Here is a 14,821-nt window from a genome sequence, read left to right on the forward strand (position 1 = left end):
CCGGGGCGGATCTGCCGCCCCGTTTTCGTTTTCATCCCGATCTTCGTTCTCAAAAGACAGGCGCGCCTCGTGAATTGGATCACCGACGCTAAAATTCCCATTGGCCCCTGGGCCAAGTCCTTTGTCGATTGGCTGACATCGAACGGCGAATGGTTTTTCAACCAACTCTCCGCCCTGTTGTCGCACGTCATTAATGCCTTGCTTTTCGTGCTACAGACGCCCAATCCGCTGATTGCCGTCCTTGCCATCAGCCTCCTCGCCTGGTGGCTGCGCCGGTCGATTACAGTGGCGGTATTCACCTGTCTTGGGCTGCTGCTCATCATGAATCAGGGCTATTGGAAGGAGACGACGGAAACGCTGGCGCTCGTACTCGCCGCGACCTTCGTCAGCATGGTGATCGGCATTCCGCTCGGCATTGCGGCTGCACGCCGCGCCTGGATCTATGCCGCGATGCGGCCTGTTCTGGACCTCATGCAGACCATTCCAACCTTCGTCTATCTGATTCCAGCACTTATCCTTTTCGGCCTCGGCATGGTGCCGGGCCTGATAGCAACCGTCATCTTCGCCATCCCCGCCCCCATCCGCCTTACCCGTCTCGGCATCATCTCGACACCCCCTTCCCTCGTCGAAGCCGCCGTCGCCTTCGGCGCGACGCCGATCCAGGTTCTGCGCAAGGTGGAGCTGCCCTTTGCAACGCCGCAGATCATGGCCGGCCTGACACAGACTATCATGCTCTCCCTCTCGATGGTCGTGATCGCCGCCCTCGTTGGCGCTCCCGGTCTCGGCGTACCGGTCGTGCGTGCCTTGAACACCGTCAACATCGCCAAGGGTTTTGAGGCCGGTTTCTGTATCGTCATCCTGGCAATCATTCTGGACCGCATGTTCCGCACCGCAGGCGAAGGAGACGGCGCATGACCGCGGTCAGTTTCAGAGACGTCAACATCATCTTCGGCGACCGGCCGGAAATTGGGCTCGCCATGGTCGACCAGGGTCGCTCACGCGACGAGATCGGCGCCGAGACCGGCCTCGTTCTCGGCGTCGCCAATGCCTCGCTGACCATCGAGGAAGGCGAAATCCTCGTGCTGATGGGCCTCTCAGGTTCCGGCAAGTCGACGCTCCTGCGCGCCGTCAACGGGCTTGCGCCGGTCGTACGCGGCGACGTCGCCGTTTCGACGGCAACGGGGCCGGTAAACCCGTACAAATGCAACGCCAAGGCGCTGCGCGACCTGCGCACGCATACGGTCTCCATGGTGTTCCAGCAGTTCGCCCTCCTGCCCTGGCGCACCGTTGCCGAGAATGTCGGTTTCGGCCTTGAGCTCTCGGGCGTGCGGGAAGCCGAGCGCAAGAGCCGGGTCGGCGAGCAGCTCGAACTCGTCAACCTGACGAAATGGGCGGACCGCAAGGTCAACGAGCTCTCCGGCGGCATGCAGCAGCGTGTCGGCCTCGCCCGCGCATTCGCCACCGGCGCACCGATCCTGCTGATGGACGAACCGTTCTCCGCGCTCGATCCGCTGATCCGTACGCGCCTGCAGGACGAGTTGCTGGAATTCCAGCGGCGGTTGAAGAAGACCATCCTCTTCGTCAGCCACGATCTCGACGAGGCCTTCCGCATCGGCAATCGCATCGCGATCATGGAGGGCGGACGCATCATCCAGTGCGGAACGCCGCAGGAGATCGTCAAGAACCCGGCCGATCAATATGTCGCCGACTTCGTGCAGAACATGAACCCGATCAACATGCTGATGGCCTCCGACATCATGCAGCCCGGGCTTGGCGATGCTGCAATCGGCATGTCGGTCAGCGCCACCGCGCGCCCCACGACGCCGCTTGTCGATATCCTCGACGCCCTCTCCCGGCAGCCCGGCAGTATCGGCGTGGTCGACAACGGCCAGATCGTCGGCACGATCTCGGCGCAGGATGTCGTCACCGGCCTCACGCGGCACAAGCGGAAGGAATAAAGCATGCCACGCAAAACTGCAGCGGTTTTGCGTGGCATGCGAAAACAAAAACTTAAGCGTGACAAGCGAATCCTGGAGACCGCAACACGCTTTAGACTTGATCCTTTTACTCCGCTTTGCAAACATGGCGGATATGAAAGAACCGTCCTCCACGCTCCGTGAAACCGACGACGAGGCCCGCAAGCTGGCGCGCACTCTCTTGCGCTCCGCTCGCTATGCGGCCCTCGCCGTTCTCGATCCTGAAACCGGCTTTCCCTTCGCAAGCCGGGTTCTCCTCGGCACCGACATAGACGGCGTGCCGGTCATTCTCGTTTCCGCGCTGTCGACCCACACGAAAGCGCTCGCTGCCGATGCCAGGGCCTCGCTCCTGACCGGCGAGCCCGGAAAGGGCGATCCGCTCGCCTATGCCCGCCTGACGACCCAATGCCGCGCGGAACAGGTGGAGCGGGATACGCCTCTCCACGCGCGCATCCGCACTCGTTTCCTCAACCGTCACGCCAAGGCGAAACTCTATATCGATTTCCCGGACTTCCGTTTCTTCCGGCTCATCCCGCAATCGGCCAGCCTTAATGGCGGATTCGGCCGTGCTTACATTTTGGACGGCAGCGATCTCGTGATTCACTCCCGGGCAAATGATGACATCGCTGAAAAAGCTGACGCCGCAGTGCAAGATTTAGTAGCGCGCCATCCGGACCTGATGTTAGCGCTGACATCGCGACTAAAGGCGCCTGAAGCGGGTCCTTGGCGCATATGTGGGGTCGATTCCGCAGGTTTTGATATGATTTCAGGTGACTTATTGATGCGTTGCGAGTTCGACATACCCGCTGAAGACTTGGATCACATTTGTTCAAACATATCTAAAATAGCATACCTGATACCTTAAATTTAGGTATATACAATCTTCGAGCCCAATTGCTAGTTTTCGCCGTCAGTCAAAGAACCGTCTGACGGCCTGTGCCTGTACGGATGATGTACGTTTCGCATTAGGAAGAAAAAATATGGAAACCTCTGATTTGGCCGAGCACACCAATGTGGCGGCAGCTTTATTATCGGCCATGGCCAACCCCAAGCGTTTGCTGATCCTCACCAGCCTGGTAAAGGGAGAAGTGCCTGTCGGCGTTCTCGCCACCCAGGTTGGCCTGAGCCAGTCGGCCCTCTCCCAGCATCTGTCGAAATTGCGCGCTCAGAAGCTGGTCAAGACCCGTCGTGATGCACAGACGATCTACTATTCCAGCAACTCCGAGCCGGTCATGAAGATCCTCGCGACGCTGGAGGATATCTACGTGGCTCAGAACCGGAGCAGGTCTGCAGCCTGATGTCCGCGCTGACATGATGTCAGTCTGAGCAGCGTCCTAAAGGAGATGTTTCCACGGACGCGGCTTGAGCTGTTTTCAGCACGTGAAGCCTTAGAGACCGGCAATTCGCAAGAATTGCCGGTCTTGTTTGTTTGAAGCATGTCGCGCAAAACTGTGCAGCGGCTTTGCGATGACGATATGCGGAAAACAAGGACCTAAAGCGTGGCAGCCAATCTGAAAGATCGTGCCACTCTTCAGGAAGGGCGGACCTAGCTGCCCACCACTTCGTTGTTGCCGCGCGTCAGCACGACGAGCGACGGGCGGGCTGGTACGCCCGGCTTGAAGTCCGGCCAGTTGGTGCCGGCATCTTCCATTGAGGTCGCATCCTCGTTGTCGGCCATACGCAATTCGCCCGGATGCTGAACCGAGAGGAAGACGCTGGAACCATCAGAGGTGAAGGTCGGCGAGCAGGTCTCCGAACCGACCGGCGCGATATAGATGAGCTTCGGCAGCGCGCGACCCGGACCCTCCGTATCCATCACATAGACGGAATCGGCGATGCCTTCCGGCGGCGGACCGTCGGTGGTCACCCAAAGGCGGCCTGCTGGATCGACAGCAAGGTTATCGGGGTCGGTGAACCAGCCGGCCGATGTGGTCGCCGGGTGGAACATCGCCTGGTCCTCGGGCTTGGCCGGATCGCCGCAGAGTACGAAAACGTCCCACTTGAAGCTTTCAGCTGCGTAGTCCGGCTTATCCGGACCGCCTGGTGTTACCAGCTCCAGCAGATGCCCATGCGGGTTGGGGCCGCGTGGATTGGCAACGTTGACCTGTTCCTTCTCGTCGTCCCCCTGGCCCTTCGGCAGGCGATCCTCGTTTTCGGTCATGGCCACATAGAGCTTGCCGGTGCCGAGATGCGGGATGAAGCCCTCCGGCCCGTCCATCGGCGTCGCACCAACAAGGTCGGCGGCAGCGCGAGTAGCGAGAACCACGTCAGCCTGGGTCTTGAAGCCGGCCTCCGCCGTCAGCGGGCCTTCGCCGGCGATCAGCGGGATCCAGCGCATCGTGCCGTCGCTTTCGAACTTGGCGACAGACAGGGTGCCGTGATCGAGCAGATCCTTGTTGGCGGCGCGATCGCCAGGGTTCCACGGATCGCGGGTGACGAAGCGATAGATATATTCGAAATCGTCGTCATCGCCCATGAAGACCACGACGCGGCCGTCAGGCGCGACGCAACATTGCGCGCCTTCATGCGTCATGCGGCCGAGCGAGGTGCGCTTGACTGGCTTTGCCGTCGGATCGAACGGATCGATTTCCACCACCCAGTCGAAGCGCATCCACTCATTCGGCTCTTCCTCGAACTTGAAGCGCGGCTCGACGCGGCTGACGGAATAGATGTCGTTCTCATCCTCGTCCCAACCCTGGCGCTCGACCAGTTCCTGGTTCGGCAGCTTGGTACAATCACCGGCAAAGACATCCATTGCACCTTCTTCGCCTGAGAGCATCGTGCCCCAGGGCGTGATGCCGCCATTGCAGTTCGAGATCGTGCCGAAGACGACCGTGCCGGTCGGATCGGCCTTTGTCTTGAGGCGGTCGTCGCCGGCAGCCGGGCCGGAAATGCCGATCTCCGTGCTCATGTGGATGCGGCGGTTATACTTGCCGTCCTTGACCACCTGCCACTGATTACCGTCCTTGCGCACCTCGAAGACCGAAACGCCGACAGCGGCCATGACGGCACGGATCTGGTCCTCGGTCATCTTCTCGCGATAATCGTCCGCCGTCAGGCCCGGAAACATCAGGAAGGGCGTCGCATATTCATGGCTGACGACCATCAGGCCGTGGTCCGAGCTCTTCTCGCCCCAAGGCAGCGGGAGGAACTGCGTGAAATCATTGTTGTAGCCGAACTGGCGCTCGGCGGCCTTGCCGTTGAGCTTCGTGACGTCGAATTCCGGGCTGTCGGTAAAGAGAGCATCGCCCCAGCGCACGAGAATCTGGCGCTCGTAACCTTCAGGCCAGTGGTCGGCGGCGTCACGCACGCGCTTCAGTTCGGGGAAAGTAAGGGTCGACTCGGCGGCTTCTGCCTTCGTTGCTTCGAGCGCCGGCGCAAAAGCGGCCGCCCCCATGGCTGCGATGAAGCCTTTGAGAACGGTGCGGCGACGAACGCCTTCTTCGAGAATGGTGCCGTAGCTCGGCGCAAATGCACGCCGCGGATTGGGGCGCGGTCTGGTTTTCTGGCGGTCCGTCATGACTACCTCCGGTAAAAACGGTTGAATTTCAAGGAAATGAATGAAATGCCCTCGGCCATTGCGGCCATCGATTTTTGTAGCAATGCCGGGCGAAGGATTGATGACGCCCGAAGCGTCCCGGGAACGGCAGACGGCGGCGCTTCTTCGGCTTGACGCCTTGCCTTGCGCTGATAATTTGACCGGGCAGTAAAAATAATCGGCGCCAAGCCTTGAACGGGAACGGCCTCCCCAACGGCCAGGAGAACAGCATGTCCAACCGTCTGAATGCAACGCCAAACGACCTTCGCGCCTTTTGGATGCCCTTTACCGCGAACCGTCAGTTCAAGAAGGAACCGCGCCTCTTCGTGAGCGCCAAGGATATGTACTACCAGACCCATGACGGGCGTCAGGTTCTGGACGGTACGGCTGGCCTCTGGTGCGTGAACGCCGGCCACTGCCGCCCGAAGATCACCGAAGCGATCAGCGAGCAGGCCGGCGAACTCGACTATGCCCCGGCATTCCAGCTCGGCCATCCCAAGGCTTTCGAGCTTGCCAACCGCCTGGTCGACATTGCGCCGGAAGGCTTGGACCATGTCCTGTTCACCAATTCCGGTTCTGAATCGGTGGAAACGGCACTCAAGGTGGCGCTCGCCTACCACCGCGTGAAGGGCAATGGCTCACGCTTCCGCCTGATCGGCCGCGAGCGTGGCTATCACGGCGTCAACTTCGGCGGCATCTCCGTCGGCGGCATCGTCACCAACCGCAAGATGTTCGGTACCCTGCTGACTGGCGTCGACCACATGCCGCACACCCATCTGCCTGGCAAGAACAACTTCACCCGCGGCGAACCCGAGCATGGCGGCGATATCGCCACCGAGCTCGAGCGCATCGTCACCCTGCATGACGCTTCTACGGTCGCCGCCGTGATCGTCGAGCCGGTCGCTGGCTCCACCGGCGTTCTCATTCCGCCGAAGGGCTATCTGCAGAAGCTGCGCGAGATCTGCACCAAGCACGGCATCCTGCTGATCTTTGACGAAGTCATCACCGGCTTCGGTCGCCTCGGCGCTCCCTTTGCTGCTCAGTACTACGATGTGAAGCCCGATATCATCACCACCGCCAAGGGCCTGACCAACGGCGTCATCCCGATGGGTGCTGTCTTCGTGACCTCGGAAATTCATGATGCCTTCATGAATGGCCCCGAACACATGATTGAGTTCTTCCACGGCTATACCTATTCCGGTAACCCGATAGCCTCGGCCGCAGCACTTGCAACGCTCGACACCTACAAGGAAGAGGGCCTGCTGACCCGTGCAGCCGAACTCTCGGACTACTGGGCCGATGCGCTGCATTCGCTGAAGGATTGCCCCAATGTCATCGACATCAGAAACACCGGCCTTATCGGCGCCATCGAACTCGACCCGATCGCCGGTGAACCGACCAAGCGCGCCTTCACCGCCTTCCTCAAGGCTTATGAAAGCGGCCTGCTGATCCGCACGACAGGCGACATCATCGCGCTCTCCCCGCCGCTGATCATCGAGAAGAAGCACATCGACGAACTCTTCGGCAAGCTGCGTACGATCCTGCAGAACAACATCTGAGCTCAATCGTCCCAAGTGAATTCAAGGGCGAGGCTCCGGCCTCGCCCTTTCTTTTGATATTGGCGACCTCAATCGTGTTATCGGTCTCCAGCCTCAGGGATTTCCTCCAGACAGGGTAGATCAACCCAATGGAGATCCCATGCCAAGACTTGCCTTTGTCCTCCCTCTGCTCCTGCTGCTGGTATCAGCAGCACATGCCGGAACCGGGTTCCGCGAAACCACCCTGCCCGGCAAAAACGCCGATCGCCCTGTTCATGTCAGCATCTGGTATCCGACCGCGTCTGACGCCACACCGGTCCTTCTCGGCGAAACACCGGCCTTCATCGGCCAGCCTGTCATCAAGGACGCCGAACCCGTAGCCGGCCCGCATCCGCTGGTCGTCCTCTCCCATGGTTATGGCGGCAGCTGGCGCAACCTCGCCTGGCTTGCGGCCGACCTCGTTGACGCGGGCTATGTCGTCGCCGCACCCGATCATCCCGGCACGACCACATTCGACATGCGAAAGCCCGATGCTGTCGAACTGTGGAAGCGCCCCGGCGACCTCAGCCGCGTGATCGACGCTCTGCTCGACAATCCCGATCTGACGGGCGGCATAGCATCCGATCGGATTGCCGCCATCGGCCATTCGCTCGGCGGCTGGACGGTCGTCGAACTGGCAGGCGGCCGCTTCGACGCGGCCAAGGTGACGAAGAATTGCATGGCTGAATTCAGCGCGATCTATTGCAAGATATTCGAGGCGCTCGGCATCGGGCGCGATGCGGCCTCCAATGCGGCGATGGCCGCCGATCTCGGTGATGCAAGAATTCGTGCCGTCGTGACACTCGATCTCGGACCTGGCCGCGGGCTGACACCGGAGAGCCTTGCGGCAGTCCATATCCCCCTCATGGTGCTGGGTGCTGCGGCGGATGTCGATGCGGACACTGCAACCGAGGCGGACATAGCCGCCACCAACAAGGATTCCGATTACCTTGCCCGCCATCTGCCGCCAGCGACCACCACCTACAGCCTTATCCCCGGATCGCTGCATTTCAGCTTCATGCAGCCCTGCAAACCTGGCGCCGCCGAACTGATCGAGAAGGAGGCGCCAGGGGAGAGCATCGTCTGCCGGGACGGCGTCGGCGCAGCTCGCGGAACGATTCACCGGCAGGTTTCCAGCATGGTCACGGATTTCCTGGGAAAGGCGCTCGCTGATCAATAGAGCAGCTTCCTCATCCTGCGCGCTTTCGGGGTGCCACGGATCCCGAATACATTCGGCCTGCGGCGGATCACATCCCCGCAGGCCTTGTGTGATGAGACAGATACGCTCAGGAACCGGAGGCGACCGATAGGCAGAGGGCGAATTTTTTGACGAGCCGGCGATCGAAATGCCCCTCATTGGCCAGCATCCAGGTCAGCGCCTCCTTCGCACTCCATGCAGCCTTGTAAGGGCGTGCCGACGTAACGGCGTCATAGACATCGCAGATCGCGGCAAGACGCGCGTGAAGGCTGATCTCGCCGTGGGACAGCTTGCGCGGATAACCCTTGCCGTCGATCCGTTCATGATGATTGAGGCAGACATCGAGAACGATTTCCGACATGCCCTCCTGACGCGACAGGATTGCATGCCCCTTTTCCGGATGATCGCGGATCAACTGCATCTCGTCTTCGTTCAGGCGCCCTTCCTTGTTGAGTACTTCGAGCGGAATTTCGAGCTTGCCGACATCGTGCAACAGTCCTGCCGTGCCGAGCGTCTGCACCACTTCCTCGTCCAGTCCGAGATGACGGCTGAAAAGGATCATCAACGCACTGACCGAGAGTGAGTGCAGAAAGGTCACCTCGTCCTTGGACTTCAGCCGCGTAACGCTGATGAAGACGGCGGGATGGTCATCCATCGATTTCGAAACGGAGGAAATCACCGGCTCGACCTGATCGACGGTGATCGCATCCCCGCCCTGCAGCCGACCGAAGACATTTTCCAGCACTTCCACGGATTTCTGAATGGTCTCGCGCGCCGCCTTGACGTCGATCTCGGTCTTGCGTGAACTGTCGCTGACATCGAGGCCCTTGGTGGTGTTAATCACGACACCCGCATCCGCGCACTCATTGAGCTTCAGCGTATCGCTCTCGCGTCGCAGTAAGAACCGTCGCCGGGATAGAAGAGGATCGTGCCAGATGCCCTCGACCATCTCGATAAACATTCCGGTCCGCACCTGCCTGGCTTCAATACGCTTGAGCATTCAGATATCTGTTCCCGCTATATGCCTGTATCGACAAATCAAATATTTTATTGCACCGCAACAATATACTAGGGAATGGTAGTTATACTGGGATTCTCAGAATCAATTGTTAACTTGCTAAAACAGCAAAACTAAAACAGTGATCAGCGGCGCCACTACCACATATCTGCTTATCCGAAGCCGTCGATATGCTCTCGCCTCGACTTTCTGCGGAGGTTGCAAGTCACGCACGACTGAACGCATGCGATCGGAAAAACCTAGCCCTGACAGTTGCAGACCGAGATTGCCCTGACACCGGCGCCGGGGCCTGCGGAACAGCCCGGGCAGGACAGACCGAAAATTGCGGGAAATGGACTGAAAAATCAAAAAATCGGGCGTAATCTTTCCAGATTTGGCGAAAACGAACCCGATCTTGTTATCATCTTGCGGAATCTCACCGAAATTCCTAGAAATCTTGCCATGCGCCGCGCGAGCCAAATATGGCCGCGAGGCTCATTGATCGCGCAGCTTTTCCTCGTCCTTGGCACGCTCCCAAAGGGATCGCTGACAAAGAAACGGCTTTCGCGGCAAGCAACCGGTGGTCGAAGACGACCCTACCCAAGGAGAGAGAACATGACCCTGAAGACTCTGACGGCGACGCTCATCGCCTCGCTGGCATTTGCGCCGCTCGCGCATGCGGATATCGTCATCGGCCTCATCGCGCCGCTGACCGGTCCGGTGGCAGCCTATGGTGACCAGGTAAAGAACGGCGCACAGACCGCCGTCGATGAAATCAACAAGAGCGGCGGCATTCTCGGTGAGAAGGTCGTGCTCGAGCTTGCTGACGACGCCGGCGAACCGAAGCAGGGCGTTTCCGCCGCAAACAAGGTTGTCGCCGACGGCATCCGCTTCGTCGTCGGTCCGGTCACCTCCGGCGTTGCAATCCCGGTTTCCGACGTTCTCGCTGAAAACGGTGTGCTGATGGTCACCCCAACGGCAACCGCGCCTGACCTCACCAAGCGCGGCCTGACCAACGTTCTGCGCACCTGCGGCCGTGACGACCAGCAGGCCGAAGTCGCCGCCAAATACGTTCTCGAACACTTCAAGGACAAGCGTGTCGCCATCATCAACGACAAGGGCGCTTACGGTAAGGGCCTTGCCGACGCCTTCAAGGCAACGCTGAACGCCGGCGGCATTACCGAAGTCATCAATGACTCCATCACGCCCGGCGACAAGGACTTCTCCGCACTCACGACCCGTATCAAGGCCGAAAAGGTCGATCTCGTCTATTTCGGTGGTTACCACCCGGAAGGCGGCCTGCTTGCCCGCCAGCTCCATGACCTCTCGGTCAACGCCCAGATCATTGGCGGTGACGGCCTCTCCAACACCGAGTTCTGGACGATCGGCACGGATGCGGCAGCCGGCACGTTGTTTACCAACGCCTCCGACGCCACCAAGAGCCCGGACTCCAAGGCTGCTGCCGATGCACTCGCCGCCAAGAACATCCCGGCCGAAGCCTTCACGCTCAACGCCTATGCTGCCGTCGAAGTGCTGAAGGCCGGCATCGAGAAGGCCGGTAGTGCCGAGGATGCGGAAGCCGTTGCTGCTGCCCTGAAGGGCGGCGAGCAGATCCCGACCGTCATCGGCAAGCTCACCTACGGCGAAACCGGCGACCTCACCTCGCAGAGCTTCTCGCTCTACAAGTGGGAAGGCGGCAAGATCGTCGCCGCCGAGTAAGTGGCAACAGGCTGACAACGGGATCGGGCGCCATTGGCGCCCGGTTTCGTTTGCGGGCATCGAATCCGCAGACAGATGCGCTATAACTCGCGGAATCGATTGTATCGCGAGGATAGTCATGACCGCCAAGCTCGAACATCTCATCGACCAGGGTGTGGGCCGCATACCGGCCGATATCGTCCTGAAAGGCGGGCACTTCTTCGATCTGGTCACGGGCGAACTCGTCCAGTCTGATATCGCCATCGGCGGCGACCGCATCGTCGGTACCTGCGGCAGCTATAGCGGCGAAACCGAGATCGATATTTCGGGCAAGATCGTCGTCCCCGGCTTCATCGACACACATCTGCATATCGAATCCTCGCTCGTCACACCGCATGAGTTCGACCGCTGCGTGCTGCCCTATGGTGTGACGACCGTGATCTGCGATCCTCACGAGATCGCCAATGTGCTCGGCAAGGACGGTATCGAGTTCTTCCTCGCTTCGGCGCTCGAAACGATCATGGATATTCGCGTTCAGCTTTCCTCCTGCGTACCGGCCACGCATCTGGAAACATCGGGCGCCGATCTGCCGGTCGAAAGCCTCCTGCCCTATCGCGATCATCCTAAGGTCATCGGCCTTGCCGAATTCATGAATTTCCCCGGCGTGATCCACAAGGATCCTGTCTGCATGGCGAAGCTTAATGCCTTCCAAGGCGGCCATATCGACGGGCATGCGCCGCTGCTCTCAGGCAACGATCTCAACGGCTATCTCTCCACCGGCATTCGCACCGAGCATGAATGCACGAGTGCAGTCGAAGCGCTGGAGAAAATCCGCAAGGGCATGCATATCCTCGTGCGCGAGGGCTCCGTCTCCAAGGACCTGTACGCCCTGATGCCCATCATCACCGAACGCCTCTCGCCATACCTCGCGCTCTGCACCGATGACCGCAACCCGCTCGACATCGCCGAGCAGGGCCATCTCGACTACATGATCCGCACGGCGATCGCTGCTGGCGTCGAGCCGCTGGCGATCTACCGGGCCGCCTCGATCTCGGCCGCCCGCGCCTTCGGCCTGCGTGACCGCGGCCTCGTTGCCCCGGGCTGGAGGGCCGACCTCGTCGTTGTCGACAGCCTGGAAAATTGCCGGGCGGAGATGGTCTTCTCGGCCGGCCGCCACGTCACCGACGCGCTGTTTGCCACCCGCAAACCCGTCTCGCCTGTCGGCCTAGACAGCGTCAAGGCGCGGCCGGTCAATGCGGCCCACTTCGGCGTACCCGTCTCGGAAGGCGAAACGCCCGTTATCGGCGTGATGCCCGGCAAGATCATCACCGAGCATCGTCGCTACCGCCTACCGGCCAGGGGCAACCAGACCACCGCCGATCTCGGCAATGACATCATCAAGGTCGCCGTCATCGAGCGTCACGGCAAGAACGGCAATCACGCCAACGGCTTCGTCCAGGGTTTTGGATTGAAGAAAGGCGCCATCGCCTCGACAGTCGGCCATGATAGCCACAATATCTGCGTCGTCGGGGTCAGCGAGGATGACATGGCGCTTGCGGCCAATCGTCTCGGAGAGATCAAGGGCGGCTTCGTCGTTGTCGAAGACGGCAAGGTCACCGGCGAGATCGCCCTGCCCGTTGCCGGCCTGATGAGCCTGGAACCCTATGAGGCGGTGCGCGACACGCTGCATCATCTGCGCAAGGCGGCTTATGCGCTGGGCACGACCCTGGAAGAGCCTTTCCTGCAGGTTGCCTTCCTGCCCCTGCCCGTGATCCCGCATTTGAAGATCTCGGACAAGGGAATGGTGGATGTCGATCGCTTCGCGCTGATCAGCTCACGACTAAGTTAGCTGATACGAGCGCAGAAGGCGTCAAGCGCATCGAGTCGCACTGTCTTGATGCTGGCGACAGCGTTGAACCCAGGCATGGACAAACTAGCGCCCAGCACCATGCCGGCAGGAAGTTGAAACTCCGCAGGCTCACGCGTCAGGTTGAAGACGAAGAGCAGTTTCTCGTCTCCCTTCTCGCGCACGAAGGCGAGGAGATCCTGATTGCTGCCAACGAATTCCATGCTGCCGTCGACGAGCGCCGGATAGGTTTTCCGGAATTCCAGCGTACGCCGGTAATGGTGCAGCACGGAACTGTCATTGTTTTCCTGGGTATCCACGGAAAGCGCCGCCTGTTCGTAGGGCACCGGCAGCCAGCTCTTCTCCGCACTGGTGAAACCGGCATGCGCCTTGCCAGCCTCCCATGGCATCGGCGTGCGGCACCCGTCGCGGCCCTTGAAGGCCGGCCAGAAGCGGATGCCATAGGGGTCGCGCAGGTCTTCGAAGGCAAGCTCCGCCTCCGGCAGCCCCAGCTCCTCGCCCTGATAGAGGCAGATCGAACCGCGAAGTGCTGCCAGAACCGAAATCGCCAGCTTGGCGATAACCGGACGCTCCTCTTCCGTCAGCGCGAAACGGCTGACATGGCGGTTGACGTCGTGATTGGAGAAGGCCCAGCAGACCCAGCCGTCCTTCACCATACGCTGGAAACTCTCGACACAGCCGCGGATATGATCTGCCGTGAAGTCCGGACCAAGCAGGTCGAAGGTGTAGCACATATGCAGCTTGTCGCCGCCGGTCGTATAGGCCGCAACAGTCTTCAGCGAGCGCGCACCGTCGCCGACTTCGCCGACGGTCGTACGCCCCTCATACTGGTCGAGCAACGCACGGAAGCGCTTGAGGAATTCGAGGTTTTCCGGCTGCGTCTTGTCGTAAAGGTGGTTCTGCATGCCATAGGGATTGCTGTCGGGCGCATCGAGGCCGGGCTGATCCGGGTCTGGCTGATGCGGCGGATTGTCTCGGAGCAGCTTGTCGCAGAAGTAATAATTCACGGTATCCAGCCGAAAACCGTCCACACCGCGGTCGAGCCAGAATTTCACCGTCTGCAGCAGCGCATCCTGAACCGGCTTGCTGTGAAAATTCAGGTCGGGCTGCGAGGTCAGGAAGTTATGCTGGTAATATTGCCGGCGCACGCCGTCCCACTCCCAACCAGGCCCGCCGAAGATCGACAACCAGTTGTTCGGCGCCGTCCCGTCGGGCTTCGGATCGGCCCAGACATACCAGTCGGCCTTGTCGTTCGTCCGGCTGGAACGGCTTTCCACGAACCATGGATGCCGGTCTGATGTATGGGAAATCACCTGATCGATAATGACCTTTATGCCGAGCCTGTGGGCTTCTGCCATCATCGCATCGAAATCGTCGAGCGTGCCGAAAATCGGATCGACATCGCAATAGTCTGAGACGTCATAACCCATATCGGCCATCGGCGACTTGAAGAAGGGAGAGAGCCAGATGGCATCGACGCCCAGGCTTGCGATATGGGTGAGGCGCCGGGTTATCCCCTTGAGATCGCCGAGCCCGTCACTGTTCGTATCCTGAAACGAGCGCGGATAGACCTGATAGATCACCGCACCGCGCCACCAATCCGCATTCCCGCCTGTCTGCAGCACCATTGACCACCGCCTCCTGCTTCATTTTCGCCCGCAACACTAAAGCATGTCGCGCAAAAGTGTGCAGCGGTTTTGCGAGAACGACATGCGCAAAACAAAGACTTAAAGCGTGGCAGGCGAATCTGAAAGATCGCGGCGCGCTTTAAGCGGCGAAGCAAAAAACAACAGCGCAATGGCACATTTGGACTTGAATGACGGGCAGTCGCGATCGGACAAAAGGGAGACGCTTATAAGCTTGTCCACACCCGAATGCTACCCACCGGTTTAGGGGTTGCAACGCCAAACCTTTGCGTTAAGGTGCCGTTGACCTGCACGTAACAGGTCAAACCGGGAACAAATGACTAA

The 14,821-nt window shown here is 60.1% G+C and carries 11 protein-coding genes; 8 read left to right on the forward strand and 3 right to left on the reverse strand.

Annotated features, from left to right (window positions below; all coding sequences use genetic code 11):
- The first annotated feature begins 69 nt into the window (after positions 1-69).
- From choW to PMI11_RS29110, 4 genes are all read left to right on the forward strand, one after another.
- Positions 70-915, forward strand: coding sequence for a choline ABC transporter permease subunit (choW, locus tag PMI11_RS29095; protein WP_007824530.1), 846 nt, complete (start codon positions 70-72; stop codon positions 913-915).
- Entirely contained in the window at positions 912-1,958 is a 1,047-nt protein-coding gene (gene choV, locus PMI11_RS29100; protein ID WP_007824531.1) for a choline ABC transporter ATP-binding protein, read from the forward strand. Before choW ends, choV begins: the two co-directional genes overlap by 4 nt.
- Positions 1,959-2,091: 133 nt before the next feature.
- Complete coding sequence (locus tag PMI11_RS29105) at positions 2,092-2,841, forward strand: HugZ family pyridoxamine 5'-phosphate oxidase (protein ID WP_037072441.1); 750 nt, start codon at positions 2,092-2,094, stop codon at positions 2,839-2,841.
- Between the two features lie 115 nt (positions 2,842-2,956).
- On the forward strand, positions 2,957-3,274 hold the full coding sequence (locus tag PMI11_RS29110; protein WP_007824533.1) for an ArsR/SmtB family transcription factor: 318 nt from the start codon (positions 2,957-2,959) through the stop codon (positions 3,272-3,274).
- A 248-nt stretch (positions 3,275-3,522) separates the two neighbouring features.
- Here the strand turns inward: PMI11_RS29110 and PMI11_RS29115 are convergent, their stop codons facing one another.
- Positions 3,523-5,496 carry a PhoX family protein gene (locus PMI11_RS29115; protein WP_007824534.1) on the reverse strand — a complete coding sequence of 658 codons (1,974 nt, stop codon included), beginning with the start codon at positions 5,494-5,496 and terminating at the stop codon, positions 3,523-3,525.
- Between the two features lie 248 nt (positions 5,497-5,744).
- Between PMI11_RS29115 and PMI11_RS29120 the strand changes: the two genes are divergently transcribed.
- Complete coding sequence (locus PMI11_RS29120; protein ID WP_007824535.1) at positions 5,745-7,073, forward strand: aspartate aminotransferase family protein; 1,329 nt, start codon at positions 5,745-5,747, stop codon at positions 7,071-7,073.
- Between the two features lie 139 nt (positions 7,074-7,212).
- The gene (locus tag PMI11_RS29125) at positions 7,213-8,271 is read left to right on the forward strand and encodes an alpha/beta hydrolase family protein (RefSeq protein ID WP_007824536.1); all 1,059 of its coding nucleotides are present in this window, start codon (positions 7,213-7,215) and stop codon (positions 8,269-8,271) included.
- A 106-nt stretch (positions 8,272-8,377) separates the two neighbouring features.
- On the opposite strand, the gene PMI11_RS29130 is transcribed toward PMI11_RS29125, so the two are convergent.
- Positions 8,378-9,289, reverse strand: coding sequence for an HD-GYP domain-containing protein (locus PMI11_RS29130; RefSeq protein WP_007824537.1), 912 nt, complete (start codon positions 9,287-9,289; stop codon positions 8,378-8,380).
- 612 nt (positions 9,290-9,901) lie between these two features.
- Here PMI11_RS29130 and PMI11_RS29135 point away from each other — a divergent pair.
- Both PMI11_RS29135 and ade read left to right on the forward strand, forming a co-directional pair.
- A complete protein-coding gene (locus PMI11_RS29135) occupies positions 9,902-11,005 on the forward strand; it encodes a branched-chain amino acid ABC transporter substrate-binding protein (RefSeq protein WP_007824538.1) in 1,104 nt (367 codons plus the stop codon).
- 118 nt (positions 11,006-11,123) lie between these two features.
- Entirely contained in the window at positions 11,124-12,833 is a 1,710-nt protein-coding gene (gene ade, locus PMI11_RS29140; RefSeq protein WP_007824539.1) for an adenine deaminase, read from the forward strand.
- Here the strand turns inward: ade and PMI11_RS29145 are convergent.
- Positions 12,830-14,479, reverse strand: coding sequence for a beta-galactosidase BglA (locus PMI11_RS29145; protein WP_007824540.1), 1,650 nt, complete (start codon positions 14,477-14,479; stop codon positions 12,830-12,832). The two genes, ade and PMI11_RS29145, sit on opposite strands and share 4 nt — an antisense overlap.
- Positions 14,480-14,821 lie beyond the last annotated feature (342 nt).

Origin of the sequence: Rhizobium sp. CF142, assembly GCF_000281145.1 — a bacterium.
Taxonomy (GTDB): Bacteria; Pseudomonadota; Alphaproteobacteria; order Rhizobiales; family Rhizobiaceae; genus Rhizobium.

Excerpts from the sequence above, each read along its gene's own strand:
- PMI11_RS29130 (WP_007824537.1), bottom strand. The coding sequence starts at position 9,289 with ATGCTCAAGCGTATTGAAGCCAGGCAGGTGCGGACCGGAATGTTTATC.
- PMI11_RS29145 (WP_007824540.1), bottom strand. The coding sequence starts at position 14,479 with ATGGTGCTGCAGACAGGCGGGAATGCGGATTGGTGGCGCGGTGCGGTG.
- PMI11_RS29125 (WP_007824536.1), top strand. The coding sequence starts at position 7,213 with ATGCCAAGACTTGCCTTTGTCCTCCCTCTGCTCCTGCTGCTGGTATCA.
- PMI11_RS29115 (WP_007824534.1), bottom strand. The coding sequence starts at position 5,496 with ATGACGGACCGCCAGAAAACCAGACCGCGCCCCAATCCGCGGCGTGCA.
- PMI11_RS29135 (WP_007824538.1), top strand. The coding sequence starts at position 9,902 with ATGACCCTGAAGACTCTGACGGCGACGCTCATCGCCTCGCTGGCATTT.
- choV (WP_007824531.1), top strand. The coding sequence starts at position 912 with ATGACCGCGGTCAGTTTCAGAGACGTCAACATCATCTTCGGCGACCGG.
- PMI11_RS29105 (WP_037072441.1), top strand. The coding sequence starts at position 2,092 with ATGAAAGAACCGTCCTCCACGCTCCGTGAAACCGACGACGAGGCCCGC.
- PMI11_RS29120 (WP_007824535.1), top strand. The coding sequence starts at position 5,745 with ATGTCCAACCGTCTGAATGCAACGCCAAACGACCTTCGCGCCTTTTGG.
- PMI11_RS29110 (WP_007824533.1), top strand. The coding sequence starts at position 2,957 with ATGGAAACCTCTGATTTGGCCGAGCACACCAATGTGGCGGCAGCTTTA.
- ade (WP_007824539.1), top strand. The coding sequence starts at position 11,124 with ATGACCGCCAAGCTCGAACATCTCATCGACCAGGGTGTGGGCCGCATA.